Origin of the sequence: Mesorhizobium carmichaelinearum, from assembly GCF_900199455.1 — a bacterium.
Taxonomy (GTDB): Bacteria; Pseudomonadota; Alphaproteobacteria; order Rhizobiales; family Rhizobiaceae; genus Mesorhizobium; species Mesorhizobium carmichaelinearum.
Window position 1 is genome coordinate 214659 of sequence record NZ_FZQR01000006.1, and the last position, 24117, is coordinate 238775.

The window sequence follows — 24117 nt, forward strand, 5'->3', positions numbered from 1 at the left end:
CAGGGGAGTGGCGCGCGGGAAGAGGCTAGCGGCAGCCTCACCAGCAAGGATGAAATTCAGCTCGAACCATAAAATCCAAAAACAGGGGAATGATCATGCCGAATTCAAGGAACAGACTGAGGAATGCCGGAATTGGCCTAGCGCTGGTGCTTGCCGCCACGACGCCGGGCCTGAGCGCCGATCTCGGCGCCAAGGACGAGCCGATCAAGCTCGCCATGCTGGAATGGACCGGTGCGCATGTCTCCACCCATATCGCCGGGCAGTTGCTGGAAAAGCTCGGCTACAAGGTCGAATACGTCACCGCCGGCAACTTCCCGCAATTCTCCGGCCTTGCCGACGGCACGCTGAGCGCCTCGGTGGAAGTCTGGATGAACAATGTCGGCGACATCTATCCCAAGACGCTTGCCGCCAAGCAGATCGAGGACATCGGCAAGCTCGACCTGAAGACGCAGGAAGGCTGGATCTATCCGAAATTCATGGAAAAAATCTGCCCCGGCCTGCCCGACTGGACCGCGCTGAACAAGCCGGAATGCATCCAGGCGCTGTCGACGCCGGAGACCGCGCCCAATGGCCGCTTCCTCGACTACCCCGCCGATTGGGGCTCGCGCGCGGCGACCATCCTGGCCGACAACGCCATGCAATACACCGCCGTGCCGGCCGGCTCGGAAGGCGCGCTGGTCGCCGAACTGGAAGCCTCCGAGGCTGCCAAGTCGCCCCTGGTCATGATGTTCTGGGGGCCGCACTACGCGCTCGCCGAAAACGAGGTCGGCTGGATCACCATGCCGCCCTGCAAGGTCCAGAGCAACGACCATTGCATCACGCCGCCCGATGTCGACAAGATCGTCTGGTCCGGCTTCGGCGCCAAATGGCCGGCCGCCTACGCCTTCCTCAAGACGTTCAAGATGGACGCCACCGAACAGCAGAAGCTGATGCTGGCCGTCGACAAGCAGGGCAAGGATCTCGACGCCGTCGTCAAGGAATGGGTCGACAAGAACGAGACCGTCTGGAAGCCCTGGGTCGACGCGGCCAAGTGACAAACTGGCAAGTGACAAGTGACAAGTGACAAGTGACAAGTGACAAGTGGCAAGTGACAAGTGACAAGTGACAAGTGACAAGTGACAAGTGACAAGTGACAAGTGACAAGTGACAAGTGACAAGTGACAAGTGACAAGTGACAAGTGACAAGTGTCCGTGTCTCCCGGCTCAAACGGTGGCCGATTGGCCGCCCCGGCTTCGCTTTTTTGCGGAGCTGGCTCGGCTCGTGTGAGGGCCTGAAGCGATGAATATCGTCACACCATCGATCAAGCTCGCCTGCCGCAATGTGTGGAAGGTCTATGGGCGGCGCCCCGCCTATTATTTCGATTCCCGCGGCTACATCATCGAGCCGGACGCGCTGGCCGAACGGCTGCGCGCGGAAGCGCATCTGCCGGCCGTGGTCGATGCCACCTTCGAAGTTGCGACCGGCGAAATCTTCGTCATCATGGGGCTCTCCGGTTCCGGCAAGTCGACGCTGGTCCGCTGCCTGTCGCGGCTGGTCGAGCCGAGCGCCGGCGAGATCCTGCTCGACGGCCAGGACCTGCTGAAGGCGAGCGGCAAGGAGCTCATCGAGTTGCGCCGCCACGCCATGGGCATGGTGTTCCAGAATTTCGGCCTGCTGCCGCACCTCACCATTCTCGGCAATGTCGCCTTCCCGCTGAAGATCCAGGGCAAGCCGGTGAAGGAGCGTGAAGCCCGCGCTCGCGAGATGATCGCGCTGGTCGGGCTGGAAGGCCGCGAGGCCTCCTTTCCGCACCAGCTTTCCGGTGGTCAGCAGCAGCGCGTCGGCATCGCCCGCTCGCTCGCGGTCGGCCCAGAACTGTGGTTCCTCGACGAGCCGTTCTCGGCGCTCGATCCGCTGATCCGCCGGCAGATGCAGGACGAGTTCCTGCGGCTGCAAAGGATGCTGAAGAAGACCATCGTCTTCATCACCCACGATATGGCCGAGGCCTTCCGACTGGCCGACCGGCTCGCCATCATGCGCGCCGGCAAGATCGTCCAGATCGGCCGCCCGGCAGATATCGTGCTCAACCCGGCCGACGACTATGTCGCGCAATTCACCGAGGACATGCCGCTGCTGCGTGTCATCACGGCCGGTGATCTCGCGGCGCCGCTGGAGGGGGCAGCCGCGCCCGATGAGACGATCACCGCCGACACCAGTCTGGAAGAACTCATCCCGCGCCTGGCTTCCGGCGTTCGCGCCTTCAGCGTCGCCGGCGAGGGCGACGCGCCGCCTGCCCTGCTGACCGCCGCTTCCGTGCTTGCCGTGCTGGAGCGGGAACAGAAAAGGCGCACGCGCTCGTGACCGCGCCGGCCGCATCATTTCGATCCTCGCCGAGGGTTGCGGTCGAGCCAGCGCTTCTGCCCTGGTGCGCGTTCGTCGTGCTGTCCGCTTTGTGCCTTGTCCTGAAGGCCGATTTCCCCTGGCTGGTAACATTCCCGAAGGAGTGGACCCTGCCGCTCGCGCCTACGATCAACGCCGCCACCGACGCCGTCGTGACCGTCGTCCAGCCGGCATTTCGCGCTCTCTCCGCCGTCCTCGACGCGCCGATGCGCGGCGCGCGTCTCGTGCTGGTTTGGCTGCCATGGCCGGCAGTAATGCTGGCGGTGGCGGCGCTGGCGCTGAAATCGAGCGGCATCCGGCTGGCGGCCTTCGCGCTGCTTGCGCTCGCCTATATCCTGCTCGCCGGCTATTGGCCGCAGAGCATGAGCACGCTGTCGCTGGTGCTGCTCGCGGTGCCGATCTCCACCGGGCTCGGCTTCGCGCTTGGCGTGCTTGGCCATGGAAGTGCGCGCCTGCGCCCGGCGCTGCTCGGTGCGCTGGACCTGATGCAGACAGTGCCGGCCTTCGCCTATCTGATCCCGCTATTGCTGCTGTTCGGCTTCGGCCCGGTGGTCGGGCTGATTGCCAGCGCCATCTATGCGACGCCGCCAATGGTGCGCAACACCATGCTCGGCCTCGACCGCGTGCCCTCCGACATCGGCGAGGCCGGGCTGATGAGCGGCTGCACGCGACGCCAGCAATTCTGGCAGGTCGAGGTGCCGACCGCGCTGCCGCAAATCCTCGTCGGCTTCAACCAGACGACGATGGCCGCACTCTCGATGGTCATCGTCGCCGCCATCATCGGCGGCTTCGAGGACATCGGCTGGGAGGTGCTGTCGTCCATGCGCAAGGCCGAGTTCGGCCAGAGCATCCTTTCGGGTCTGGTGATCGCGCTGCTCGCCATCCTCATCGACCGACTGACCATCGGCTTCGCCAAGCAGCGCCCGAGCGGGCCGACAGCGGCCATGATCTGGATGACTGGCCGCAGGCTCGTCATGGCCTTGCTGCTCGCAGCGGTGCTGGCGATAGCCATCCGCTTGATCTGGCCGGATGGGTCATGGCTGCCAGTAGGCGGGCTGCGCATGCAGGTCGGCGGCATCAATCAATGGCTGCTCGGTCTTGTGCGCGACTATGCCTGGTTCTTCGACGGCCTGCGCAACGGCGTGCTCTATTGCCTTTTGCTGCCACTCAGGATCGGCATATCCGGCGCCGCCGTCCCTGCCATCTGGGGTTTTTCGTTCTCGCCGACCGCGAATGCGGCCTACTTCGTTGCCGTTCTGCTTGCCACCGCATTGCTGCTGCATCGCGTCAGTTGGCGGCCGGCGCTGGCCGTTCTGGTCGCCGGCACCTTGCTCTACACCGGGTTTCTCGGTTTCCCCTGGCCGGTGTTCATCCTCGGCATTGCCTTGCTCGCCTTCCAGGTCGCTGGCCTGCGGCTGGCACTTTTTGCCGCGGCGGGTTTCCTGCTGATCCTCGTCAACGGTCTGTGGGGCGCGCTGATCCAGTCGCTCTATCTCTGCACGCTGGCGGTCCTGCTTTGCCTGGTGATCGGCGGCGCGCTCGGCGTCTGGGCCGCCTACAGTGAACGCGCCTCGCGCGCACTCAGGTCGGTTTGCGATGCGCTGCAGACCATGCCGCAATTCGTTTTCCTGATCCCGGCGCTGATGTTCTTCAAGGTCGGCGAGTTCACCGCATTGATCGCCATCATGCTCTACGCCATCGTGCCGCCGATCCGCTATGTCGAGCACGGCTTACGGCATGTGCGTGCCGATATTGTCGAGGCGGTCGAACAGATGGGCGCGACCCCTGTGCAGACGCTGTTGCAGGCCAAGCTGCCGCTGGCGCTGCCGGTGGTGATGCTCGGCCTCAACCAGACCATCATGGCGGCATTGTCCATGCTGGCCATCGCCGCTTTGGTCGGCACACGCGATCTCGGACAGGCGGTCTATGTCGCCTTGGGGAAGGCGGATGCCGGCATGGGTCTGATCGCCGGCCTGTCGATCGCCTTTCTGGCGATCCTCGCCGACCGCCTGATCCAGGCGGCCGTGGCGGGGCGGGCCACCGGTTGATCTCTCCCCGTTCGCGTTCCTGTAAGACAAGGTGACCGGATTTGCCATTGAGCATGCGGTGCGATAGGTTATATTGCACTGCACAATGGAGATGCCGTTTATTGCACGCCCCTGTTTGCGGATATGCCGGCCGGCTTGCAGCCTACCGGGCTTGGGTTGCGTCGGCGGGACTCTGAGATGAAAATTCCAAAGTCCCTGCTGGTCGATCCCGAGAAGAACTCGGTCTATGGCGCCTTCGCCGTGGCCGTCTCGATCTGGGCGTTCTCCTATTCGGTCATTTTCGGCCAGGTGCTGATCCTGGCCTACTACGCCGTCTGGCTGCCGCTCATCCTGGTCGACTACCGGCGCTTCCTGCGGCAGCTGTCCAGCGCCTGGCTGCCGCTGCTGTTCGCGGCCTATATCTGTTTTTCCATCTTCTGGTCGCAGGCGCCCGGCGTTACCGCCAGAACGGCGGTCCAGTACCTTTCCCACATCGCCTGCGCCTATGTCGCGGCGCGCACCGTCAGCGTGCGGACCCTGACGCTGGGCGCCCTGATCGGGATATTCTTCGTCATTCTCTATTCGCTCAAGGTTGGGGCCTATTCCGAGGACGTCCTTGATGGCACCTACAATTTCGTCGGCGCCTTCGCCTCCAAGAACCAGATCGGCTTTGTCGGCTCGCTCGGCATCTATTTCTCCGTGGTGTTCCTTGTTTTTCTGCGGCGTGGCCGGCTGAGCTTCATGCTGACAGTGCCCGTCGTGCTGTTGTCGGCCTACGTGCTGGCCGTCTCGCATTCCGCCACCTCGATGGCCTCGATACCGGCGGTCCTGGCGTTGATTACGCTTCTTGCCATGAGCAAGCTTTTGTCGCGGCGTTACCGCCGGGTGATCTTCCTGGTCGGCGCCGGCCTGATCGTCGTGGTGGCCGTTGTTGCGCTCAATCTCGGGCTCATGGACTTCGTGCTCGGCATCTTCGGCAAGGATTCGACACTGACCGGGCGGACTTACCTGTGGGAGCAGGGCTGGAACGCTGCGCAACGCTCGCCGATCCTTGGCGTCGGCTATGCCGCCTATTGGGTGCAGGGTTTCGCCGAGGCCGAGCGGCTGTGGAATGAATTCTACATCACCACCCGCACCGGCTTCCATTTCCACAACACCTATGTCGAGGCGCTTGTCGAGCTCGGCTTCACCGGAGCGGTGATGATCTCGCTGATCATGCTGCGCACGCTCTACGGCCATGTCTCGACGGTGATCTTCAAGGCATGGCAGGCCGAATCGGTGGTGCTCTTCGGCGTGATGGTGCTGCTGCTCATCCGCTCCTTCGTCGAGGTCGAGATCCTCAACCCCTACATTATGGGCTCCTTCCTGATGTATTTCAGCTACTTCAAGCTGGCGCGGCTGCCGGTCGCCCGCACGCGCTGGTCGCCGGCCTTCGACCCGGCGGATGTAGCAAGGGGCGAGCCAGCCTGGCCCCGGCATATCGGTCGCCCTGCGGCCGCCGACCCGTCATGAGCCCAGACAAGTCGCCCAAAAGCGCATAGGCCTTTGGCCAACGACATTCGCGTAAGCTCCTTCGAGGGCGGCGTGTTTTATCGTTTCGCGGCCTGAAATCGCATATAGCAAAACCTCCGCCAGGCAGGCCTGGCGGAGGTTGGAATTTTCTTGTGCTACGGATCGAAAGGCGCCGGAGCGCGCCGAAGTCCGGGGCTTACTGGCTAGCCAGCGGTGCCAGCTTGACCTTGATCACGTCGCCGGGCAGCACCGGCGTGTCTTCCTTGGCGGCGATTTCGCTGGTCTTGCCGTCGACATTGCGCACCAGCGAATAGAGCAGGGTTGGCTGCTGGTCGCTGGTGATGGCGGCCGTCGTCGCGGGATCGCTGGCCTGGGCGATCAGGCCTTTCTGCATATTCACCTTCAGCGCTGCCTCGTTCAGATCGGCCTCGGTCTGTTGCCGGTCGGCGGCGAGGGTCGAGCTCAATGTGTTTTGGGCATCGATGGCGTCCTGCGTCGCCTTGCTGATCGCCTGCTTGGCGGTCAAGATCGCGGTTTCGTAGTCGAGGATCTTGCCTTGCAGGTCGGTGACGGACTGCTGCGAATCCAGAAGCCTGGCATTGGCGACCAGGCCCTTCTGCGCCAGCGGACCGATGCTGGCGAGCTGCTGCTGCGCCAGGTCGACCTGCTTTTGCTGGTTGACGATTTTCTTCTGCAGCGATTCGATTTCGGACTGCAGGACACCCTTGAGATCGTCGAGCGCCTCGAGCTTCAGCTTCAGCGCCTTCTGGTCTGCCGTCAGGATCGTCATCTCGTCGGCGACGATGGTCGGCAGGCGTGGATCGCCCTCGACCTCCTTCGGCGCTTCGAAGCTCGCCTTGCCGGCCAGATCGGCATCGATGCGGGCACGCCTGACAAGCAGCCGGACGCGCTGGTCGTCGGAGATATCGAAATTGCCCTTGGCGGTAACCAGGTCCTTGCCGAGCTGGGGGCCGTAGTCGGCGCTGCGCCTCATGCCGCCGGCGACGCTGATCGCTTTCAGCACCGTAAGATCGGGCACATAGGGAAACTGGCCGGGGTTCTGCACTTCGCCCGAGATGTAGAAGGGCCGGAACTGCGCCATCTCGACCGAAGCTTCGGGCTTGTCCGACAGGGCAAGCTTGCGCTGCAGCGCCTCGCCGATCGCCGCCGCGACTTCCGCCGTGGTCTTGCCGGCCGCCGGCAGCTCGCCGACGAACGGCACCGACAGCGTTCCGCCCGGGCCGACCGTGTATTCGCCGTTCACGGCCGACCAGTCGCGGAACGTGCCCTCGACGGTCTGCCATTCGGCGATGCGGATGGTCAGCTTGTCCTGCGAGCCGAGATGGTATTCACCTGATATGGCGACCTGGGGAAGAAAAGCCAGCGACATCGCAAGGCAGGTGGCCATAAGCCGAGAGCGGCCGGAAAAGCGGCCGCTGCCAAAGGCTTCGAACATATCTGTTTTCAACTGAACGTTCCGATCCGTTTTAGCCCCATCGCCCGATGAGCTTGCCGCCGGATGCCTGGTGGCGGCGGCCGGTCAGTAAGAGCCGCGTGACATCCAGACGGCCGGCACGGTCTTGATGATGATTCGCACGTCGCCGAACAGCGACCAGTTCTCGACATAGTGGCGGTCGAAGGCGACGCGGCTGTCGTAAGAGACGTCGTTGCGGCCGCTGACCTGCCATAGGCCGGTCAGGCCGGGCCGCGACTTCAGATAGTAGACGGCGGCGCTGCCGTAGATTTCCAACTCGTCGCGCACCACCGGGCGAGGCCCGACAAGGCTCATATCGCCCTGCAGGATGTTGATGATCTGCGGCAGTTCATCGAGGCTGAGCTTGCGCAGCACCGCGCCGACGCGGGTGACGCGCGGATCGTTCTTCAGCTTGCGGGTCGCTATCCATTCCGCGTTGGCGTCCGGATTGGTGGCGAGATAGGCGGCCAGCACCTTGTCGCCGTCCGGAACCATGGTGCGGAATTTCAGGCACGGAAAAATCCGTCCGCCGCGACCGATTCGCCGGTGACCGTAGAAAATCGATCCACCGTCGGAAAACTTGACCAGCAGCGCTATCATGATGAACAGCGGGCTAAGAGCGATCAGACCAACGAGTGAACCGGCAATATCGAAGCTGCGCTTGATGAGGCCGCCGATCGGCGGCGGAAAATCGGTGTCAGCCTGCGAAAAGCCCGCCGTGGCCGACTTGGCAATATCCCTCATACGGAAACTCCATGCGTTGAACGAATGGTTCACCACACGATACCAAAAAAATGTTGCAGCGCAACACACAATTTCCCGGCCCACTGAAATAGTCGCGTCATGAATTGACTAAATAATAAGCTAGCAATGCACATTTTTCAGGATGCTTAGCACATTTGTGACAAGAAATGGGCAAGCCGAAAAAAATGCAGACCTTTTTGGGGCGATTTTTGGGCAAGCCGTTCTCGATGGCCGGGAACGGTACATATTAGTGCTTTAGGAAGGTGCGAAGTTCGCGAGTATTAACATAAAATACTACATAATATTGTGAGTTGTACTGAAAAGGGCCGGTGGCTTCAGGTTGAGTGAATTGCGGTGGTGTGCGTTGCAGCATGGCAGAGTCGACCGCGCAAGCTCAATCAAAAATATGTGCGGTTGCCCTTGCCGCCTCCTGCTCGCCTTAATAGAATTGCAAATTATACCTGTCAGAGTGGCGACAGGTTGAAAGGCCGGAAGCAACCGGTCGATAGCGGGCACCTTTACAAGCCCGCAGAACAAGGGACGGCGCTCGGGTGGGGCTATCGTTTGATATAACCCGGGCCGGTTTATGGGCTGTTGGGTATGTCGCTTCCAAAATTCATCGTTGGGATGCTTTTCGCTCTCGCAATCGTTGTTGCCTGGTCCTGGCTTGGCGGCGCTTCGCTGGGCACGACGTTGTTGCGTGTCATCATTTGCGCCGTGATCATCCAGGCCGGCTATTTCGTGCTCGTCTATACCATGATCGCCAGGAGTGCGCCGACGCCGGCTGACAGGCTGCGTGAAGCCGAGAGAAAGCTGAGCTCGCCTGACGTGGCCGAAGGCGAGAAGCTGGGCAGTGCCCGGCGCAGCCTGCACTAGGGTATGCTGATATTCAGGTGATGCCGGCCTGCAAACGGCGGCTTCCTGTGCTTCCCCGTTCTACTGCGTCGCAGTAGAACTGAGCTCACGTGCCCAAAAGTACGCTCCACTCCGGTTCTCGGAAGCCACCATTTTCGGCGCGGCCTGACCTGAATCTCAACACACCCCCGATCCAGCCTCAGGCCACGTTGGCAGGTTCGGTTTCGGACTGTTCTCCCGACAGCATCCTGGACAGCCGGCTCGCCGGCTTGGCCTTCAGCCGCTGATACTGCCCGACTTCCACGACACGCCCGTCCTCCATCGCCACAACCCAGTCGGCGAAGGCGATCATCGAGGGCCGGTGCGCGATAGTCAGGATGGTCATCGCGCCGCGCAATCCGTCGATCGACCGGGCGATCAGCGACTGGTTCTGCCAGTCGAGCGCACTGGTCGCCTCGTCGAGGATGAGCAGCGACGGCTTGCGTAGCAGCGCCCGCGCCAGTGCGATGCGCTGACGTTCGCCGCCGGAGAGCCGCACGCCACGGTCGCCGACCACGGTATCGAGCCGCTGGTCGAGCCGTTCGACGAATTCGCCGGCATGCGCGGCGCGCAGCGCGGTCCACAGATCGTCGTCGCTGGCCTGTGGCGCGGCCAGACGCAGGTTTGCCGCGATCGTGTCATGCAGCAGGAATACGTCTTGCGGCACATAGGCCACCTGATCGCGCCAGCGCCGGCGATTGCCGGCATCGATCTCGACGCCGTCGACCAGGATCTTGCCGGCGGTCGGCTCGAGCAGACCGAGCAGCATGTCGGCGATCGTGCTCTTGCCTGATCCCGAGGGGCCGATCAGGGCGGTGACCTTGCCGGCTGGCAGGCCGAAGGTGATGTCGCTCACCACCGTCTTGCCGGTGCCGTCGTCGTAGCCGAAGGAGACACCGCGAATGTTCAACCCCGTATCAAGCGGCAGCTTCTGCTTATCCGCCGATTCGGCATGGCCCGGTTCGCGCTCAGCGTCGAAACGGGCCTGCAGGCCGCGCATGGCCGTATAAGCGGGCAGGTTGATCAGCACCTGCTGGGCCTGCGTCTGCATGTCCATGAAGCGCGGTGCGATGCGCATGAAGACCAGGAGCAGCACGACAATCTCGGCCAGCGACAGGTTGAAGCGGACCAGCGCCACATAGATGAACAGGCTGAGGCCCACGACGCTCGCCACCTGGAACACCGCAGTGCCGATGGAGCTGTTGCTGACATAGTCGATGTTGTCGGCCTTCATCTTTTCCAGCGTCGCCTGCAACTGCGCGAAATAGCTGGCCTCGACATTCAGGCTCTTGGCCACCTTGATGCCGCCGAGGAATTCCGAGACCGTCCGGTACTGATCCTGGCGATTGCTGGTCAGGACCCGGCCAAAGGCGGTGGCGCGGGCGCGAAACGGCTGCAGCACCACGAACATCACGATGCCGATGACGATCGCAAACGCCGTCATGACCGGTGAGATGAACATCGAGATCACGAGATAGCCCACCAAAAGCACTGATATCTGCACCAGCATCAGCAGCGAGAAGGCGGCGCCCTGGACGCGATCGATGTCACCGGTCAGGGCATGGTCGAGATCCGAGCTGCGCATGCGCGAGAACACGCCCCAGCGCGCCTTGCCGATGCTCTCGAACAGGTTCATGCGCAAGCGGTTGATGAAATCGAAGAGCAGCCTGGCCATGTAGACCGACTTGAAGCGGTTGAACGCGGCCTGCACGGCAACAAGCCCGACCAGCGCGCACAGCACCGTCGTCAGCTGCAGCGTTCCGTCCGGCACCAGCCAGCGCACGAAATCATTGTTCGGCAACCGCACCGCGAAATCCTGGTCGGCGCGCCCGACCAGGTGCAGCAGCGGCACAAGCAGCAGGATCGAGATGCCTTCCGTCAGGCTGCCGAGGATCAGGAACAGCAGCGCCGTCCAGGTCCGCCGCCCGCCGATCTGGGCGATGACGGCGCCGAACGCGGCGACATCGCGAAACAGCGACAGGCGAAGGATTGAGGACTTCGACATGATGGCGCTCACCGCGGCCGGCGGTTGGCCGCCAGTTTCTTGCCCGCCAGATCCCCGGCCGTCAGATCGGCTTCGATTAAGTTCACCGCCTCGCCAATCCTGTCGAGGCCGGTTGGAACTTCCAGCCGGAACACGCCGACATGGTTAGCGATTGCTGAACATTGGCGAAAATGCAGCGCTGCGAAATCGCCAGACAGCGCCGCGCGGCCAAACCGCGTCACATAGGAGAATTTGATGATCGCCGGCAGGGCGGCAATGCCGGGCAAGGCCGTGATCCCAGCCCTTTGGCCGCGCTCGAGGACATAGATTCTGGTCGCCGGCACAGTGTCGCCGGAGAAGGCACCGTGCAGGCGATGCTGCATCTTCTCGATCTGCGGATGCACCTGCGGCCGCACCTCTGCCTGGCCAAGCGAAATCGCGGCCGCGGCGTCGGCGGCGAGCTTGATCTGGGGAAAGCCCGCAACGATCATCGGCGTGTCGGGTTTGGCGAGATCCAGCGCTACGACATCGTCGGTAAGCAATTCATGACCGGCCCGGATCAGCGCGCTTGCCGTCGTCGATTTGCCGGCGCCCTTGTCACCCATGAAGATGGCGCCCCTGCCGGCCACCGCAATGGCGCTGGCATGCAGGACGAGCAGGCCGCGCCGATGCAGCAACAGCGCCATCACCGGCCCGAGCAGCGGGAAGGCAAGCAGCGCGTCGTTGACGCCGGGCGCCGGCTCGATGTCGATGCGGCCGAAATCGCTGATCAGGAAGGCGCCGACGGCATGCCATGCCAGATATTGCCGATCAGGCTCGAAGCGGAAGATCGTCGCGGTCTCGAGCGAAGGCATCGGCATGTCGATCGTGCCGATGGCGATCACGATATCCGGCGCCGCAGGCTCCGCCGGCTCCAGCTCGGGCAGCGCCACGTCGGACGCGATGGTCAGGTCATAGGCCCGGTAGTATCGCCGCACCCGTATAATGCCACCATGGGGAGCAGGATCACCAGGATATGTGGCGAGCGGTTGGTTGCGGGGCATTATGCGGGGCTCCCGGCGTGCTGGACCTGCCGCAGCCACAGCGACAGCGAGGCCGAGCGCCAGACATATTGGACATCCAGCGGCGCCGCTTGATCGGGTTGGCTGAGCAGCCGCGCATAGGCGGCGCTCACTTGTGGCAGGTTGACATAGGGCGCGATACGGCCGGCATCCGAAACGAGCAGCTGTTCCAGCAGGTCGCGGTGGTTGCGCACCATGCCGTTGACCAGATTGGCGGTGAAATCGATCTTGGTGCGCCGCCATTGCACCGCCGCCGGCAGGATGCCCTCCATGGCGCGGCGCAGCACGTAGCGGCCAAAGCCGTGGCTGAGTTTTTCCTCGCCCGGCAGCGCCAGGCAGAATTCGACCAGCGGCTTGTCCCAGAAGGGATAGCGCGGCTCGACGCCGAAATTGGCGGCGGCCTTGTCGAGCACCTCGAAAGAGTGCGGCACATAACCGTTGGACAGGATCCAGCGATGGCTGAGCGCGTCGCTGGCCTGGACGCCGGGCGGCATGTAGCCGGCCCGGTGGAAACGCTCGATGAGCTCGGTCCGTCTGGCCAGGTCCGGATTGATCAGGTCGCGCCAGCTGCGGCCGCGCTGCATTTGCGTGGGCTTGCGTATTCTGTTCAGCACACGGTTCGCCAGCTGTCTCGCCTTGGCGATCCGCCAGGCCGGCCCATAGAGGGTGAGGAACTGGAAATAGAGGCCAAAGGTGCTGTCGCCATAGGTGTTGGAGGCGCTGCGGACCTCGCGCCAAAGATCCAGCCACCTGCCGCCATTGGCAAGCTCGTGCAGATGGCCATGGCCCTGTGAAACGACCTCGTCGCCGCCATGGCCGTCGAGCAGCACCTTGATGCCCTTGGCGCCTGCCGTCCGGTAGATGCCGCGGGTCAGCGTCAGGCCCGGCGCCAGGAAGGTGCCTTCCTGTTCCTCCAGCACCCGTTCGAACTCGGCGAAGGGTGCATAATTGCCGACAGGGATCAGTGTTGGGTCGGTCTTCTGCTGATCGAGCACGGCATCGATGAAGGGCCGCTCGTCCATCGACGAGCCCTTCTCGAAAATCAGCGAGAAGGTCGGCAGCTTTGGTTTCCGCTCGGCGGCATTCTGCAGGCCGGCGACGCAGGCGATCGACGAGGAATCAAGGCCGCCGCTCAGCATCGCGCCGATCGACTGGCTTCCGCGCATACGATTGCGCACCGATTGCGCGAAGAGATGGGCGAACTCCTCCGCCGCATCCGCCCGCAGCGGCCGCACCGACGGCTCGATCTGCCAATATCGGCGCAGCACCACCTGTTGCGTGGTGACAGTCAAGCTGTGACGCGCCGGCAGGCTGAAGATATCGCTGTAGGGCGTGGATTGCGGGTCGTCGGGAAGTCCGGCCAGGAATCCCGAAATGCTGCGCTCGCTGATGCGTGCACCGACCCCGTCGAGGCCAAGCATCGGCCCGATCTCGGAGGCAAAAGCAAAACGCCGGTCCGCGGCGTGGTAGTAGAACGGCTTGACCCCGAAATGGTCGCGCGCGCAGAACAACAACTGCCGCTCGGCGTCCCAGATGGCAAAGGCGAAATCGCCCTGCAGGTGCACGGGGCAGGATTCGCCCCAGCGCAGATAGGCGCGCATCAGCAATGTCGCGTCGGCAACCGTCCTGTCGCGCATGCCGAGCCTCGCCATCAACTCGTCGCGATTGTCCAGCCGGCAATCGGCGGTGATGGCGAGCTTACCGCCAGCCATGGTCAGCGGGCCGGGGCCGGCTTCATCCGTGGTGTTGAGCCAGGCGTGGCCAAGCGCGATGCCGTTGTCCAGCCACCACGAATTTCCGTCGGGGCCGCGATGGCGCATGCGGGCCAGCATCTGCTGGATGTCGCTCGCCCCGTCCGCTGCCGGCGGTCCCTGTCGCAGCAGGATTCCGGCCACGCCGCTCATCGGCTGCCGTGGTCGACCAGATGCGCGAACCCATCGACGGAGCCGCCAAGCACGACATGGTTGTCGCTGACCAGCCAGGCATGCGCCTTCAACTGCTCGCCCGTGCCGCGTTCGATGCCGATGCGGATGTTGGAGGCATTGCCCTGGCGCGCGAGAATGTATTGGCCCGAAAGCGCCTGGGTGAGGCAAGAGGCGCGCGGCACGAACCGTGCGGCCGCGGCAACTCCCCAGGCGACGAGCCGCAACTCGCCCATGCTGGCGCACTGGCGCGCATTGAGCCGGGTCACCATGCCGCGAACACGGTTGTAGGAGAACAAGGTCAACCCCAGCCGGATGGTTGCGACCACCAGCAGGCAGTGGCAGAGGAAAAGGGCTTCCGAACCGCTCAGGGACAGAACCCTGGCCAGGCTCGGGCTGGGCCGGCGTTTCGCAGGCTTCGGTCTCTGGTCCGTCGCAGGTCTTTGCCGCGAGATCATGGCCTTTTGCGGAACCTGCCTAGACAAGTGCCTCATCGTGCAGCCTCGCAAGTCCGTTCTCAGTCAGGCCTTTCAGCAAGGCGTCGACGTCGGCCTTGCAGCGCTCGGCGTCGACATTGTAGCGCTCCAGCACGGCGCCGCGGATATCGGCGATCGACTTCGGCTCCTGGATCAGCTCCCAGATGAACGCGCCGACGCCGTTGAGGCTATAGTAGATATTGGATTTCAGGTTGAGGAGCGCGAGGCCGTCACCGAATTCGCAAGCCACGGCATCCCCAGTTGCAGTTATGCAATCGTGCTCCGATGGGTTCCAGTTCATGCCAAAACCTCGTTTGCAACACACGGCCTACGCATCGTCAGTTCAAAAAGGGAAAGTCGGGGATTTTCATCCCCGGCTCCATTTACGTTATTAAATCCCGGAGGCCCAACGTCACTCCTCCAGGATCAGGCTAGTCTCAGGAGAACGTCAGGTCGCCAATTGGGGTGTGCGCGGGAAACGACGCGTCGATTGCCGTGCTGCCACCGCCGCCCTGGGTGATGGTCTCAATGGAACCATGTACCGTCAGGCTTGGCGTTTCGTACTCGTGCTTTTCAACATTCTGTTCCATTTTACTCTCCAATGAGGACTGGAAACGGCCTGTCGAGTGCCGTCAGCACTTTCATGCTGCGATGCAATAGCTGCATGGCAGCATTTATGAGTCAAGCCTCATTTACCCCCGGTTAATCAATTACGGGTTGCGGACGTCACCATGCGTGTGCAGCTGCTCAAAATTCCACCTTCTTGCTCCTGAAAACAAGTACGATCAGGCGTTGCGGCTGCTGATTCTTTAAGCAATTGATTTTGCTTGCATAAAAAGTTTATATTGGCGATGCTTTTTTAGGCATCGCTAAAAAGATGGATTTTGTTAGTAGGCCGTAGATATGACCAGGCAAAACGCCTCAATGGAGCCGGAATTCCAGTCGTATATTGCACGGTCTTCGGAAAGGCCGGCAAACGCTCTGGTTGCAAAATTTCGCACTGCGAAAGGAAAGGCTTTACGGCGCTGAGGTTTTTGAGGATGCTTTGCTTCGCAGTTGCAGCATACGCGTCGCGCAAACCGCATTTTGGAGATCATGCGCTTAATGGCCTTGCCGGAAAGTTCCTATGAACGACTGCGCGCCGCCGACTGCGCCGGCGAGATTGCCTATGTGCAGACCTGCCTGCGATTGTATTTCTCTGGCGCGACGGCCTCGGCCGGCGAGGTGTCGGCGCCGAGCCTTTCCGCCGGCGTCGTCGCCGACATCGCCAGGCTGAACAAGGTCGCCATTTTCGTTCTGAAGGCGTTGTCGCGCGCCCCGACGGGCGAAAGGCCGGTTGAGCTTTTCCAGTGGCTCGACACCTATCGCCGGCGGACAGTTTCGATGAACGCAGCCTGCCTCATGGATTCGATGGCAATCCACCAGGCGCTGCGCGACAGGCAGATCGATTTCGTCTTTCTCAAAGGTCCGTTCCAGCAGCATCTCCTCTACGACGACCATTTCATGAAGCCTTCGGGCGATGTCGACATATTGGTTTCCCCGGCCGGGTTCGCGAGAGCGCGCGATGCGCTGCGCTCGATCGGCTACGAGGTTGCTGGCAAGTCACGTTCCGTCTGGTGGGTCCGTTTTCTTGGCGAACAGCACATGATCCGCGGCAACGGGCCGTCCACGGTCGATCTTCACTATCGGCTCCAGCAGCCCGGCTCGCCCAGTCCGCGCGATGCCGACGGTTTCCTGCGGCGCAAACGGCTGGTCGAGATCACCGGTACCGAAGTGCCGTTCACCTCGGTCGCCGACACGTTGATGCTGTCCTGCATCAGCGTTGCCAAGGCACTCTTCAACCGCGAACCCTGCGCCGGCTATGTCTGCGATATCAGGGCCAGCGCCAACCGTCTCGACGAGGCCGATCAGCAGCGTGTGCTCGATGCGGCGGTGAGCCAGGGGCTGGACGATACGCTGCTGCTGGGCCTGCGCGCCGCCGATGTGCTGCTGGGCGGCACCGGCACGCTTTTGTCGGAGCGGGCCAAGCCGATCCTGTCGCGCATCGGCAATGAGGACCTGCTCAACATGGTCATTGCGCCATGGCTGTCGTCGCTGCGCTGGCCGCAGCGGCGAACGGTGCTTTGGGAATTGTGCGGCCGGGCTCCCGTCCGCTACCTGGCCGAAGCCGGCTGGGCGGCGTCGGCGGACATCAGCCGCCGCATCTTCGAGCGGCCGGCCAGTCCGTGATGGCTGTCGCGTCGCAATACGTACAGGGCGAGGGCATATCGGAACCTGTGCAAGAGGCAAAACCAATGTCGATGACGAAATCCGAGGTCTGCGTGATCATCGCGGCCAAAAATGCGGGGCGCACGATCGCGGTCGCCATCGCATCCGCGTTGCGCGAGCCTGAGGTGGCGGAGGTCGTCGTCGTCGACGACGGCTCCTCCGACAATACGGCCGAGGTCGCCCGCTCCGCCGACGACGGCAGCGGCCGGCTTAAGGTCATGCGCCTCGACGTCAATCGCGGCCCGTCCTTCGCCCGCAATGCCGCGATCGCCAGCTCGAAAGCGCCGTTCATCAGCATTCTGGACGCCGACGACTTCTTCCTCGAAGGCCGGTTCCGCAACCTGTTTGCCGCCTCCGACTGGGATTTCGCGGCCGACAACATCATGCTCATCAGGGATGATGCGACGAGCGACGCAACCAAGATCGTCGCCCCCGATTTTGCCGCCGATCCGGAATTCCTCGACTTCGAGCGCTTCGTCGAAGGCAACATCTCCGGGCGCCGCGTGCAGAGAGGCGAGCTTGGCTTCCTGAAGCCGGTGATCAGCCGCGCCTTCCTCGATCGCCACCGATTGCGCTACGACGAGAGCCTGCGGCTGGGCGAGGATTACGAACTCTACGCCCGCGCGGTCGCCCATGGCGCACGGTTCAAGGTCATCCGCTCCTGCGGCTACGGCGCCATCGTGCGCGCCGATTCGCTCAGCGGTCGCCACAAGACGCAGGACCTGAAGCGGCTGGCCGATGCGGATCTGGCGCTGCTGGCGATCGACAGCCTGCCGGAAGGCTCCAAGGCGGTGCTGCGGCGGCACGAGCGGCACGTGCGCGACAAATACCGGCTGCGCAATTTCCTCGACGTCAAGGCCGAGCGTGGGCTGGCTTCGGCGGCGGCCTATGCTTTCGCCAGTCAATCCAACCTGGTCCCCATCGTCCAGGGCGTGGCCTCCGACAAGCTCGAGGCGCTGTTTCGGCGTGTTGGCCTTGTCTCCGGGCAAAAGCGCGTGCCGCCGCTGCGTTTCCTGATGGCCGGGACCAGCGCGGGCAAGGAGCGGTAAGGGGCGGGGAATGCCCGCTTCACCCGCCAACGGCACCCTCACCGCGCAAAGCATTTCCACCGGATTTATGAGTTTACGAATTGGGTGGTTGCCTCACGGCTCCAGGGATGGCAGTCTATGTTGCGGTGCAGCAAATCGAACGACCAACCGAACTGGCCCCCGATCGGATTGGTCCGAGTCTCTCCTCGTCAGGGGAGTTGGACGATGCGGTACGCGTTTTTCAGCCCCGCTTGCGGGGATCGGCCAGGTGGCCGGCATGCAAGCCGGCGATGACAGGAATTTAAGCTCATGGCCTCGATATTCGGCTTCAGATCAAGGGATCCGGCCCGCGACCGGCAGGCCGACGTTGCACGCTTCGACCGGCTGGCGAAGCTGTTCGAGCAGATTGCCGCCGAGATCGAAGCCGAGAAAACCGGTCTGGAGAGCCGCTACCGCAAGACGGCGACCAACGCGGCCTTTCTCGTCGAAGCCATGGAAAACGGCTCTGCTTCCGACAGGCGCTCATCCGAGGTCAGTGCGCTGACGGAATCGATCCTGAATTGCGAGCGCCGCATCGCGGCGCTGTCGCGCCAGAACGGCATGATGAAGGAACTCCGCCATTCGCTGGATTTGGTCTTCGACGAGGGTGGGGCGTCCGATTCGGCTACCACGGTCGATTTCGCGCGGCCCGCGGGCGCCGGCCGGGCGTGACGCTACTTCAAAGGCATGATGCAAGCTTCAAAGCTATGATGCAGACAAGAGAGGGAATTCGGGAGGGTCAAAGGAGAAGGCCAAGGTTGGCCCGTTTGGAAGCGGTTCAAACGTCGACTTTGGGTTGGGGACGCACAGCACAAAGGTAAGTTTGGTATGAATTCGGATCCGAAAACCACGTCAACGACAGCAATTGACGCAACGTCCTTCGCGTATGAGACACGGCAAGCCGACCTGAGGCGATTGGGTTTGATCGGCGGGTTGTTGCTGGCTGCTCTCGGCAGCCTCTCTGCGGCTCCCGCCCATGCGCAGGATGTCCAGTCCGCCCCCTCTTTCGTCGATGATTTCAAGAGCTTCGATCGCTCGCGCTGGTATGTTTCCGACGGCTGGAACAACGGCAGTCATCAGAATTGCACCTGGTCGAAGGGACTGGTCGCGCTTTCCGACGGCGTGCTGTCGCTTGGCTTCGAAAAGCAGAAGCTGAAGGATCGCGAATTCGCCTGCGGCGAGATCCAGACCAAGCAGCGCTTCGGCTACGGCACCTACGAGGCGCGGCTGAAGACCGACACCGGCTCCGGCCTCAATGCGGCCTTCTTCACCTATATCGGGCCGTCAGACAAGCAGCCCTGGGACGAGATCGACTTCGAGATCCTGACCAAGGACACCTCCAAGGTGCAGGTCAACGCCTATATCGCCGGCAAGGGCAAGAACGAGAAGCTGATCGAGGTGCCGGGTGGCACCGACAAGGGCTTCAACGACTACGCCTTCGTCTGGGAGAAGGACAGTTTGCGCTGGTACGTCAACGGCCAGTTGGTGAACACCATCACCGATCCGGCGAAGCTGCCCAGCCATGCGCAGAAGATCTTCTTCAGCCTTTGGGGCAGCGATACCATGAAAGGCTGGATGGGCGCGTTCGCGGATCCGGGCCGCAAGCTTTCGCTGCAGGTCGAACGCGTCGCCTTCACCGCGCTCGGTGATCCATGCCAGTTTCCGGAATCGCTCGTATGCAGCGTAAAAGAGTTGGGAAAGACGAATTGAACCGGCCGGAGCAAAAACGGTTCGCGGCCATGAACAGGAATGAAACCGAATGAACTTGACGGTGTTTGGAATTGGCTATGTCGGCCTCGTGCAGGCGGCGGTGCTTGCCGAGGTTGGCCACCAGGTTGTTTGCGTCGACATCGACGAAAACAAGGTGGAGCGCCTCAACCAGGGCTTCGTCCCGATCTTCGAGCCAGGCCTCGAAAGCATCGTCAGGGAAAATCACGCCGCCGGCCGCATCAAATTCACCACCGATGCGGCGGCCGCCGTCAGGCACGGTGAAATCCAGATGATCGCGGTCGGCACGCCGCCCGGCGAGGACGGTTCGGCCGACCTCAAATACGTGCTGGCGGTCGCCGAGACCATCGGCCTCGAAATGGACACGGCCAAGATCGTCGTCGGCAAGTCGACCGTGCCGGTCGGCACTTGCGAAAAGGTGAAGGCCAGGATCGCCGAGACGCTGAAGAAGAGAGGCCGCGAGGACCTCAGCTTCGACGTCGCCTCCAACCCGGAATTCCTCAAGGAAGGCTCGGCCGTCGCCGACTGCATGAAGCCGGACCGCATCATCGTCGGCACCTCGAGCGAGGGGACCGAGGCGGTGATGCGGGAGCTCTACGCGCCCTTCAACCGCAACCACGAAAAGATGATCGTGATGGACGTGCGCAGCGCCGAATTCACGAAATATGCCGCCAACTGCATGCTGGCGACCAAGATCAGCTTCATGAACGAGATGGCCAATCTGGCCGAGCAGCTCGGCGCCGACATCGAGGAGGTGCGCAAGGGCATCGGCAGCGATCCGCGCATCGGCTACCACTTCATCTATCCGGGTCTCGGCTATGGCGGCTCATGCTTCCCCAAGGACGTCCGCGCCCTGATCAAGACCGCAGAAGGCGTCAAATTCGACGCCAAGCTGCTGCGCGCCGTCGAGGAGCGCAACAACGACCAGAAATCCGTGCTGTTCGACAAGGTGAACCGCTATTTCAAGGGCAGTCTCAAGGGCAAGACCTTCGCGCTCTGGGGCCTGGCCTTCAAGCCCAACACCGACGACATGCGCGAGGCGCCGGCGCGTGTCCTGATGGAAGCGCTGTGGAAGGCCGGCGCCACCGTGCAGGCCTATGATCCCGAGGCGATGCAGGAATGCCAGGCCATCTATGGCCTGCGCGACGACCTGATGCTGTGCGGCACCAAGGAAGCGGCCCTGCGCGGCGCCGATGCGCTGCTCATCGCCACCGAATGGAAGAGTTTTCGAGCCCCGTCCTTCGACGCGCTGAAGGATGCGCTGACCACGCCGGTCATCTTCGACGGCCGCAACCTCTATGACCCCAAGGTCGTGGCGCGCCACGGCATCGAATATCACTCGATCGGCAGAATGGCGGCATGAGACCAGTTGCGGAGAGCCGGAGGCTCAATCTTGCGGGCACGCCCGGCGCGGAAAGGAGTTGTGGCTGATGGTGCTGGACGTAAAGCCCGAGCAAATCACCAGGGATCATTTCGATGTTGTCGCGATCGGTTCCGGTTTCGGTTCGGCCTTCTTCCTGCACGAATTTGCCAAGCGGCGTAAGGCGCGCATCCTGGTCTTGGAATGGGGCCGGCACAACACGCATGAGTGGCAGCTCGGCCAGAACGCCAACACCGACATCGATGACGAAACGACCTACAAGACCGACAATGCCGACAAGCCGTGGAATTACACAATCGGGCTTGGCGGCGGCACGAACTGCTGGTTCGCGCAGACGCCTCGGTTCCACCCCAACGACTTCAGGCTGAAAAGCACCTACGGCATCGGCAATGACTGGCCGATCAGCTATGACGATGTCGAGCCTTTCTACTGCGATGCCGAAGAGATCATGTCGATCTCGGGTGATCCCGACATGGCGGCGATGCTGCCGCGTTCGAAACCGTTTCCGCAACCGCCGCATCGCATGTCGACGCCGGACAAGATGATGAAGGCGGCCCAGCCCGACCAGCATTTCGTCATGCCGACCGCGCGCGCCCGCGTGCCGACCGCGCAGCGCAGCTCGTGCTGTGCCAATCTGCGCTGCTGGCTGTGTCCGGCCGACGCCAAATTCACCGTCAACAACGGCTTGATGCATGTCTTCGAGCATCCCGACGTTTCGGTCTGCCTTGGTGCGGAAGTGCGCAGGCTCGACCATGTCGGCGGCACGGTCCGTTCGGTCACCTTCGTCCATGACGGCAAGGAATATCAGGTCAGCGGCGATCTCTTCATCCTCGGCGCCAATGCCATCCAGAGCGCCGCGATCATGCTGCGATCCGGCCTGGGAGATGAATTCGTCGGGCGCGGCCTGCACGAATCCTATGGCTGGAATTTCGAGGTCTATCTCGACGGCGTCGACAATTTCGACGGCAGCACCATCACCACCGGCCTGAATTTCGGCCTCTATGATGGTCCGCACCGGTCCGAGCATGCGGCGGCACTGGTTTATTTCGAAAACCGCTGGCAGCACGGGATGCGCGCCGAGAAGGGGCGGTTGCGCCAGACGCTGCCGCTGGTCGTGGTCACCGAAAACCTGCTCGATCACGAGAATTTCGTCACCCTCGACGACGACGACAATGCCTTCGTCTCCTTCAAGGCACCGTCGGACTATGCGGTCAAGGGCATGGCCCGGGCGCTGGATAAATTGCCGGGGCTGCTTGCACCGCTGCCGGTCGAACGGCTCTTCGACCGCGGCATCCGGCCAACGGAATCGCATGTCCAGGGTACGCTGAGGATGGGCACTGGCCCGGCCGATTCGGTGATCGACAGCAACATGATCCATCACCGGTTGAGAAACCTGGTTGTCGTCGGCACCAGCACCTATCCGAGCTGCTCCTGCGCCAACCCAAGCCTGACTGCGGCAGCTTTGTCGCTTCGGGCGGCGAGCCGGATCGCGTGAGAGGAGCGGGCCGATGATCGAAGTCACACGGCGCTCGGCACTGGCCATCCTGGCAGGCGGTGTTGCCTCGACGGGCGTTGCCTATGCGGCCGTCTCCTCGTTTTCGGACGAGGATCTGGTCCGCGTCACGCTGGAAAAATATCTCGGCAGGCTGAACATGCGAATCGAGCATCTGCAGCAGTTCGTGCTGGAGTTCCGCAACCGGAATCCGTGGGTCTTTCCAAGCGAGAAATTGAGCGATGCCGTCACGCTGGTGGAGGAGCTCAAATTGGGCGCGGCGCGTCGCCTCCTGCCCCAGCAGAAGCGGGAAGATCTCTTACAGTTCGACCGCTGGGTCATTGCGGAGTTTCATATGCTGACGGACTACGCCTGGCGCAGTTCACCCGACGATCCGATCCGGTTCACTGGATGGCACTCCTGCACCAACCCGTTCGCGACGCTTGACCCGCCACAGAGCGCGTGAGGCGCAAGTGGCCGCTGATCAGACGAGCCAGAATATCAGAATGCGACAAGGATCCGGTTCATGAAAGTCCTCTTTGCCAGCGGCAACGGCTACCCGCCAGAGTTCGGCGGCGGCGTCCAGTCCAGCACTCATCATCTGGCGCAGCAGCTGATCGAACATGGCCATGAAGCGTCGGTGCTCGCCGCTCTGTTCGGCGACGGCATGTTCGGCCTCAAGGCGCGTGCCAAGATGAAACTCTTGCGGCAACCCGCGGTCGTCGACAGCGTTCCCGGTTATCCGGTGATCAGGACATGGTTTCCCTGGGAAGCAGCAGGGTTTGCCGTCAGGAGACAGAAGCCTGACGTCGCGGTGGTCCAGTGCCACAAGTCGGTTCCGCTTGGCAAAGCGTTGGAGGCCGAGGGTGTGCCACTGGTCGTCTATCTCAGGAATGTCGAGTTCCATGAACTGGGCGGCGATCTGCGCGAGTTGCGCTCCGCGCTTTACATCGCCAATTCCGAATTCACTGCGCGCACCTACAGCAGGGAATTCGGCATCGAGGCGACGGTGATCCCGCCGACCATCAACCCGACGCAGTACAGCACGCCGACCACGGGTCAGTTCGTCACCCTGATCAACCCCTATGAGGAAAAGGGTTTTGAGCTGGCGGTGCGCATTGCCGACGCCTGCCCGGAAATTCCGTTCCTGTTCGTCGAAAGCTGGAAGCTGGAGGACGACCATCGCGCGCGCATCGAAGAGACGATCAGGCCACTCGGCAATGTCACGCTGGAGAGCCGCACCAACGACATGAAGACAGTCTATGGCCGCACCAGAATCCTGCTTGCGCCCTCGAAATGGGAGGAGGCCTGGGGCCGTGTGGCGTCAGAGGCCCATTGCAGCGGTATTCCGGTCATCGGCTCGCGGCGCGGCGGCCTGCCCGAAGCGATCGGCCCCGGCGGCGCGGTGCTCGACTACGACGCGCCACTCATCGACTGGGTCGCGGCCGTCAGGCAGCTGTGGAACGACAAAAAGGAATACGAGCGGGTTTCAAGCCTCGCGCGCGGCTTTGCGGCGCGCCCGGAGCTCGATCCCGACCGCCAGTTCGTCACCTTCTTCTCGATACTGGACAGGGCGGTGCAGCAACGCGCGCGCCAGGCGGCCTGACGTTGCGGACAGGTCAGGCGTCTGCAGGACCGGGCGCGGGGTCGATTGTGGAGTCCTTATCAGCCAACTTCAACGCCGCGTGGAGCGCAGAGGTCGTTTGA

The 24117-nt window shown here is 62.7% G+C and carries 21 protein-coding genes; 13 read left to right on the forward strand and 8 right to left on the reverse strand.

Annotation, left to right across the window (positions count from 1 at the left end; all coding sequences use genetic code 11):
* The first annotated feature begins 95 nt into the window (after positions 1-95).
* The 4 genes from CKW40_RS16135 to CKW40_RS16150 all read left to right on the forward strand — a co-directional run bounded on the left by CKW40_RS16135 (position 96) and on the right by CKW40_RS16150 (position 5919).
* The gene (locus CKW40_RS16135; RefSeq protein ID WP_095201040.1) at positions 96-1034 is read left to right on the forward strand and encodes an ABC transporter substrate-binding protein; all 939 of its coding nucleotides are present in this window, start codon (positions 96-98) and stop codon (positions 1032-1034) included.
* Between the two features lie 245 nt (positions 1035-1279).
* Positions 1280-2341 (forward strand): quaternary amine ABC transporter ATP-binding protein, encoded by a 1062-nt coding sequence (locus CKW40_RS16140; RefSeq protein WP_095200877.1) that lies wholly within the window; start codon positions 1280-1282, stop codon positions 2339-2341.
* Positions 2338-4428, forward strand: a complete 2091-nt coding sequence (locus CKW40_RS16145) for an ABC transporter permease (protein WP_143748310.1) — start codon at positions 2338-2340, stop codon at positions 4426-4428. The genes CKW40_RS16140 and CKW40_RS16145 overlap by 4 nt, the downstream gene beginning before the upstream one ends.
* 177 nt (positions 4429-4605) lie before the next feature.
* Positions 4606-5919 carry an O-antigen ligase family protein gene (locus CKW40_RS16150; protein WP_095200879.1) on the forward strand — a complete coding sequence of 438 codons (1314 nt, stop codon included), beginning with the start codon at positions 4606-4608 and terminating at the stop codon, positions 5917-5919.
* Between the two features lie 196 nt (positions 5920-6115).
* On the opposite strand, the gene CKW40_RS16155 is transcribed toward CKW40_RS16150, so the two are convergent.
* Positions 6116-7375, reverse strand: a complete 1260-nt coding sequence (locus CKW40_RS16155; protein ID WP_179297987.1) for a polysaccharide biosynthesis/export family protein — start codon at positions 7373-7375, stop codon at positions 6116-6118.
* Positions 7376-7459: 84 nt separating this feature from the next.
* A complete protein-coding gene (locus tag CKW40_RS16160; RefSeq protein WP_095200881.1) occupies positions 7460-8137 on the reverse strand; it encodes a sugar transferase in 678 nt (225 codons plus the stop codon).
* A gap of 600 nt (positions 8138-8737) precedes the next feature.
* Here CKW40_RS16160 and CKW40_RS16165 point away from each other — a divergent pair.
* Positions 8738-9013 (forward strand): exopolysaccharide production repressor protein, encoded by a 276-nt coding sequence (locus CKW40_RS16165; protein WP_095200882.1) that lies wholly within the window; start codon positions 8738-8740, stop codon positions 9011-9013.
* A 178-nt stretch (positions 9014-9191) separates the two neighbouring features.
* Here the strand turns inward: CKW40_RS16165 and CKW40_RS16170 are convergent, their stop codons facing one another.
* From CKW40_RS16170 to CKW40_RS16195, 6 genes are all read right to left on the reverse strand, one after another.
* Positions 9192-11036 (reverse strand): ABC transporter ATP-binding protein, encoded by a 1845-nt coding sequence (locus CKW40_RS16170; RefSeq protein WP_095201041.1) that lies wholly within the window; start codon positions 11034-11036, stop codon positions 9192-9194.
* Positions 11037-11044: 8 nt separating this feature from the next.
* On the reverse strand, positions 11045-12061 hold the full coding sequence (locus CKW40_RS16175; protein WP_095201042.1) for a phosphoenolpyruvate carboxykinase (ATP): 1017 nt from the start codon (positions 12059-12061) through the stop codon (positions 11045-11047).
* A complete protein-coding gene (locus CKW40_RS16180) occupies positions 12058-13980 on the reverse strand; it encodes a lasso peptide isopeptide bond-forming cyclase (protein WP_095200883.1) in 1923 nt (640 codons plus the stop codon). The genes CKW40_RS16175 and CKW40_RS16180 overlap by 4 nt, the downstream gene beginning before the upstream one ends.
* Complete coding sequence (locus CKW40_RS16185; protein ID WP_244571198.1) at positions 13977-14456, reverse strand: lasso peptide biosynthesis B2 protein; 480 nt, start codon at positions 14454-14456, stop codon at positions 13977-13979. The genes CKW40_RS16180 and CKW40_RS16185 overlap by 4 nt, the downstream gene beginning before the upstream one ends.
* Positions 14457-14475: 19 nt before the next feature.
* Entirely contained in the window at positions 14476-14775 is a 300-nt protein-coding gene (locus CKW40_RS16190) for a PqqD family protein (protein ID WP_095200885.1), read from the reverse strand.
* A 136-nt stretch (positions 14776-14911) separates the two neighbouring features.
* The gene (locus tag CKW40_RS16195) at positions 14912-15064 is read right to left on the reverse strand and encodes a lasso peptide (protein ID WP_010913078.1); all 153 of its coding nucleotides are present in this window, start codon (positions 15062-15064) and stop codon (positions 14912-14914) included.
* Positions 15065-15578: 514 nt separating this feature from the next.
* Here CKW40_RS16195 and CKW40_RS16200 point away from each other — a divergent pair.
* The 8 genes from CKW40_RS16200 (at position 15579) to CKW40_RS16235 (ending at position 24016) form a co-directional block, all read left to right on the forward strand.
* Positions 15579-16703 carry a nucleotidyltransferase family protein gene (locus tag CKW40_RS16200; RefSeq protein ID WP_095200886.1) on the forward strand — a complete coding sequence of 375 codons (1125 nt, stop codon included), beginning with the start codon at positions 15579-15581 and terminating at the stop codon, positions 16701-16703.
* Positions 16704-16768: 65 nt separating this feature from the next.
* Entirely contained in the window at positions 16769-17791 is a 1023-nt protein-coding gene (locus CKW40_RS16205) for a glycosyltransferase family 2 protein (RefSeq protein ID WP_095201043.1), read from the forward strand.
* Between the two features lie 288 nt (positions 17792-18079).
* A complete protein-coding gene (locus CKW40_RS16210; RefSeq protein WP_095200887.1) occupies positions 18080-18481 on the forward strand; it encodes a hypothetical protein in 402 nt (133 codons plus the stop codon).
* A gap of 156 nt (positions 18482-18637) precedes the next feature.
* A complete protein-coding gene (gene exoK / locus CKW40_RS16215) occupies positions 18638-19519 on the forward strand; it encodes an endo-1,3-1,4-beta-glycanase ExoK (protein WP_095200888.1) in 882 nt (293 codons plus the stop codon).
* 49 nt (positions 19520-19568) lie between these two features.
* Positions 19569-20900, forward strand: a complete 1332-nt coding sequence (locus CKW40_RS16220) for a UDP-glucose dehydrogenase family protein (RefSeq protein WP_095200889.1) — start codon at positions 19569-19571, stop codon at positions 20898-20900.
* 67 nt (positions 20901-20967) lie between these two features.
* Positions 20968-22413, forward strand: a complete 1446-nt coding sequence (locus CKW40_RS16225) for a GMC oxidoreductase (RefSeq protein WP_095201044.1) — start codon at positions 20968-20970, stop codon at positions 22411-22413.
* 13 nt (positions 22414-22426) lie between these two features.
* Complete coding sequence (locus CKW40_RS16230) at positions 22427-22876, forward strand: hypothetical protein (protein WP_095200890.1); 450 nt, start codon at positions 22427-22429, stop codon at positions 22874-22876.
* A gap of 60 nt (positions 22877-22936) precedes the next feature.
* Complete coding sequence (locus tag CKW40_RS16235; protein ID WP_095200891.1) at positions 22937-24016, forward strand: glycosyltransferase; 1080 nt, start codon at positions 22937-22939, stop codon at positions 24014-24016.
* The last annotated feature ends 101 nt before the right edge of the window (positions 24017-24117 follow it).

Bases quoted from the DNA above. Each gene is read 5' to 3' on its own strand.
- CKW40_RS16135 (WP_095201040.1), top strand. From the start codon at position 96: ATGCCGAATTCAAGGAACAGACTGAGGAATGCCGGAATTGGCCTAGCG.
- CKW40_RS16140 (WP_095200877.1), top strand. From the start codon at position 1,280: ATGAATATCGTCACACCATCGATCAAGCTCGCCTGCCGCAATGTGTGG.
- CKW40_RS16150 (WP_095200879.1), top strand. From the start codon at position 4,606: ATGAAAATTCCAAAGTCCCTGCTGGTCGATCCCGAGAAGAACTCGGTC.
- CKW40_RS16155 (WP_179297987.1), bottom strand. From the start codon at position 7,375: ATGTTCGAAGCCTTTGGCAGCGGCCGCTTTTCCGGCCGCTCTCGGCTT.
- CKW40_RS16160 (WP_095200881.1), bottom strand. From the start codon at position 8,137: ATGAGGGATATTGCCAAGTCGGCCACGGCGGGCTTTTCGCAGGCTGAC.
- CKW40_RS16165 (WP_095200882.1), top strand. From the start codon at position 8,738: ATGTCGCTTCCAAAATTCATCGTTGGGATGCTTTTCGCTCTCGCAATC.
- CKW40_RS16170 (WP_095201041.1), bottom strand. From the start codon at position 11,036: ATGTCGAAGTCCTCAATCCTTCGCCTGTCGCTGTTTCGCGATGTCGCC.
- CKW40_RS16180 (WP_095200883.1), bottom strand. From the start codon at position 13,980: ATGAGCGGCGTGGCCGGAATCCTGCTGCGACAGGGACCGCCGGCAGCG.
- CKW40_RS16185 (WP_244571198.1), bottom strand. From the start codon at position 14,456: ATGATCTCGCGGCAAAGACCTGCGACGGACCAGAGACCGAAGCCTGCG.
- CKW40_RS16190 (WP_095200885.1), bottom strand. From the start codon at position 14,775: ATGAACTGGAACCCATCGGAGCACGATTGCATAACTGCAACTGGGGAT.
- CKW40_RS16195 (WP_010913078.1), bottom strand. From the start codon at position 15,064: ATGGAACAGAATGTTGAAAAGCACGAGTACGAAACGCCAAGCCTGACG.
- CKW40_RS16200 (WP_095200886.1), top strand. From the start codon at position 15,579: ATGGCCTTGCCGGAAAGTTCCTATGAACGACTGCGCGCCGCCGACTGC.
- CKW40_RS16205 (WP_095201043.1), top strand. From the start codon at position 16,769: ATGTCGATGACGAAATCCGAGGTCTGCGTGATCATCGCGGCCAAAAAT.
- CKW40_RS16210 (WP_095200887.1), top strand. From the start codon at position 18,080: ATGGCCTCGATATTCGGCTTCAGATCAAGGGATCCGGCCCGCGACCGG.
- exoK (WP_095200888.1), top strand. From the start codon at position 18,638: ATGAATTCGGATCCGAAAACCACGTCAACGACAGCAATTGACGCAACG.
- CKW40_RS16220 (WP_095200889.1), top strand. From the start codon at position 19,569: ATGAACTTGACGGTGTTTGGAATTGGCTATGTCGGCCTCGTGCAGGCG.
- CKW40_RS16225 (WP_095201044.1), top strand. From the start codon at position 20,968: ATGGTGCTGGACGTAAAGCCCGAGCAAATCACCAGGGATCATTTCGAT.
- CKW40_RS16230 (WP_095200890.1), top strand. From the start codon at position 22,427: ATGATCGAAGTCACACGGCGCTCGGCACTGGCCATCCTGGCAGGCGGT.
- CKW40_RS16235 (WP_095200891.1), top strand. From the start codon at position 22,937: ATGAAAGTCCTCTTTGCCAGCGGCAACGGCTACCCGCCAGAGTTCGGC.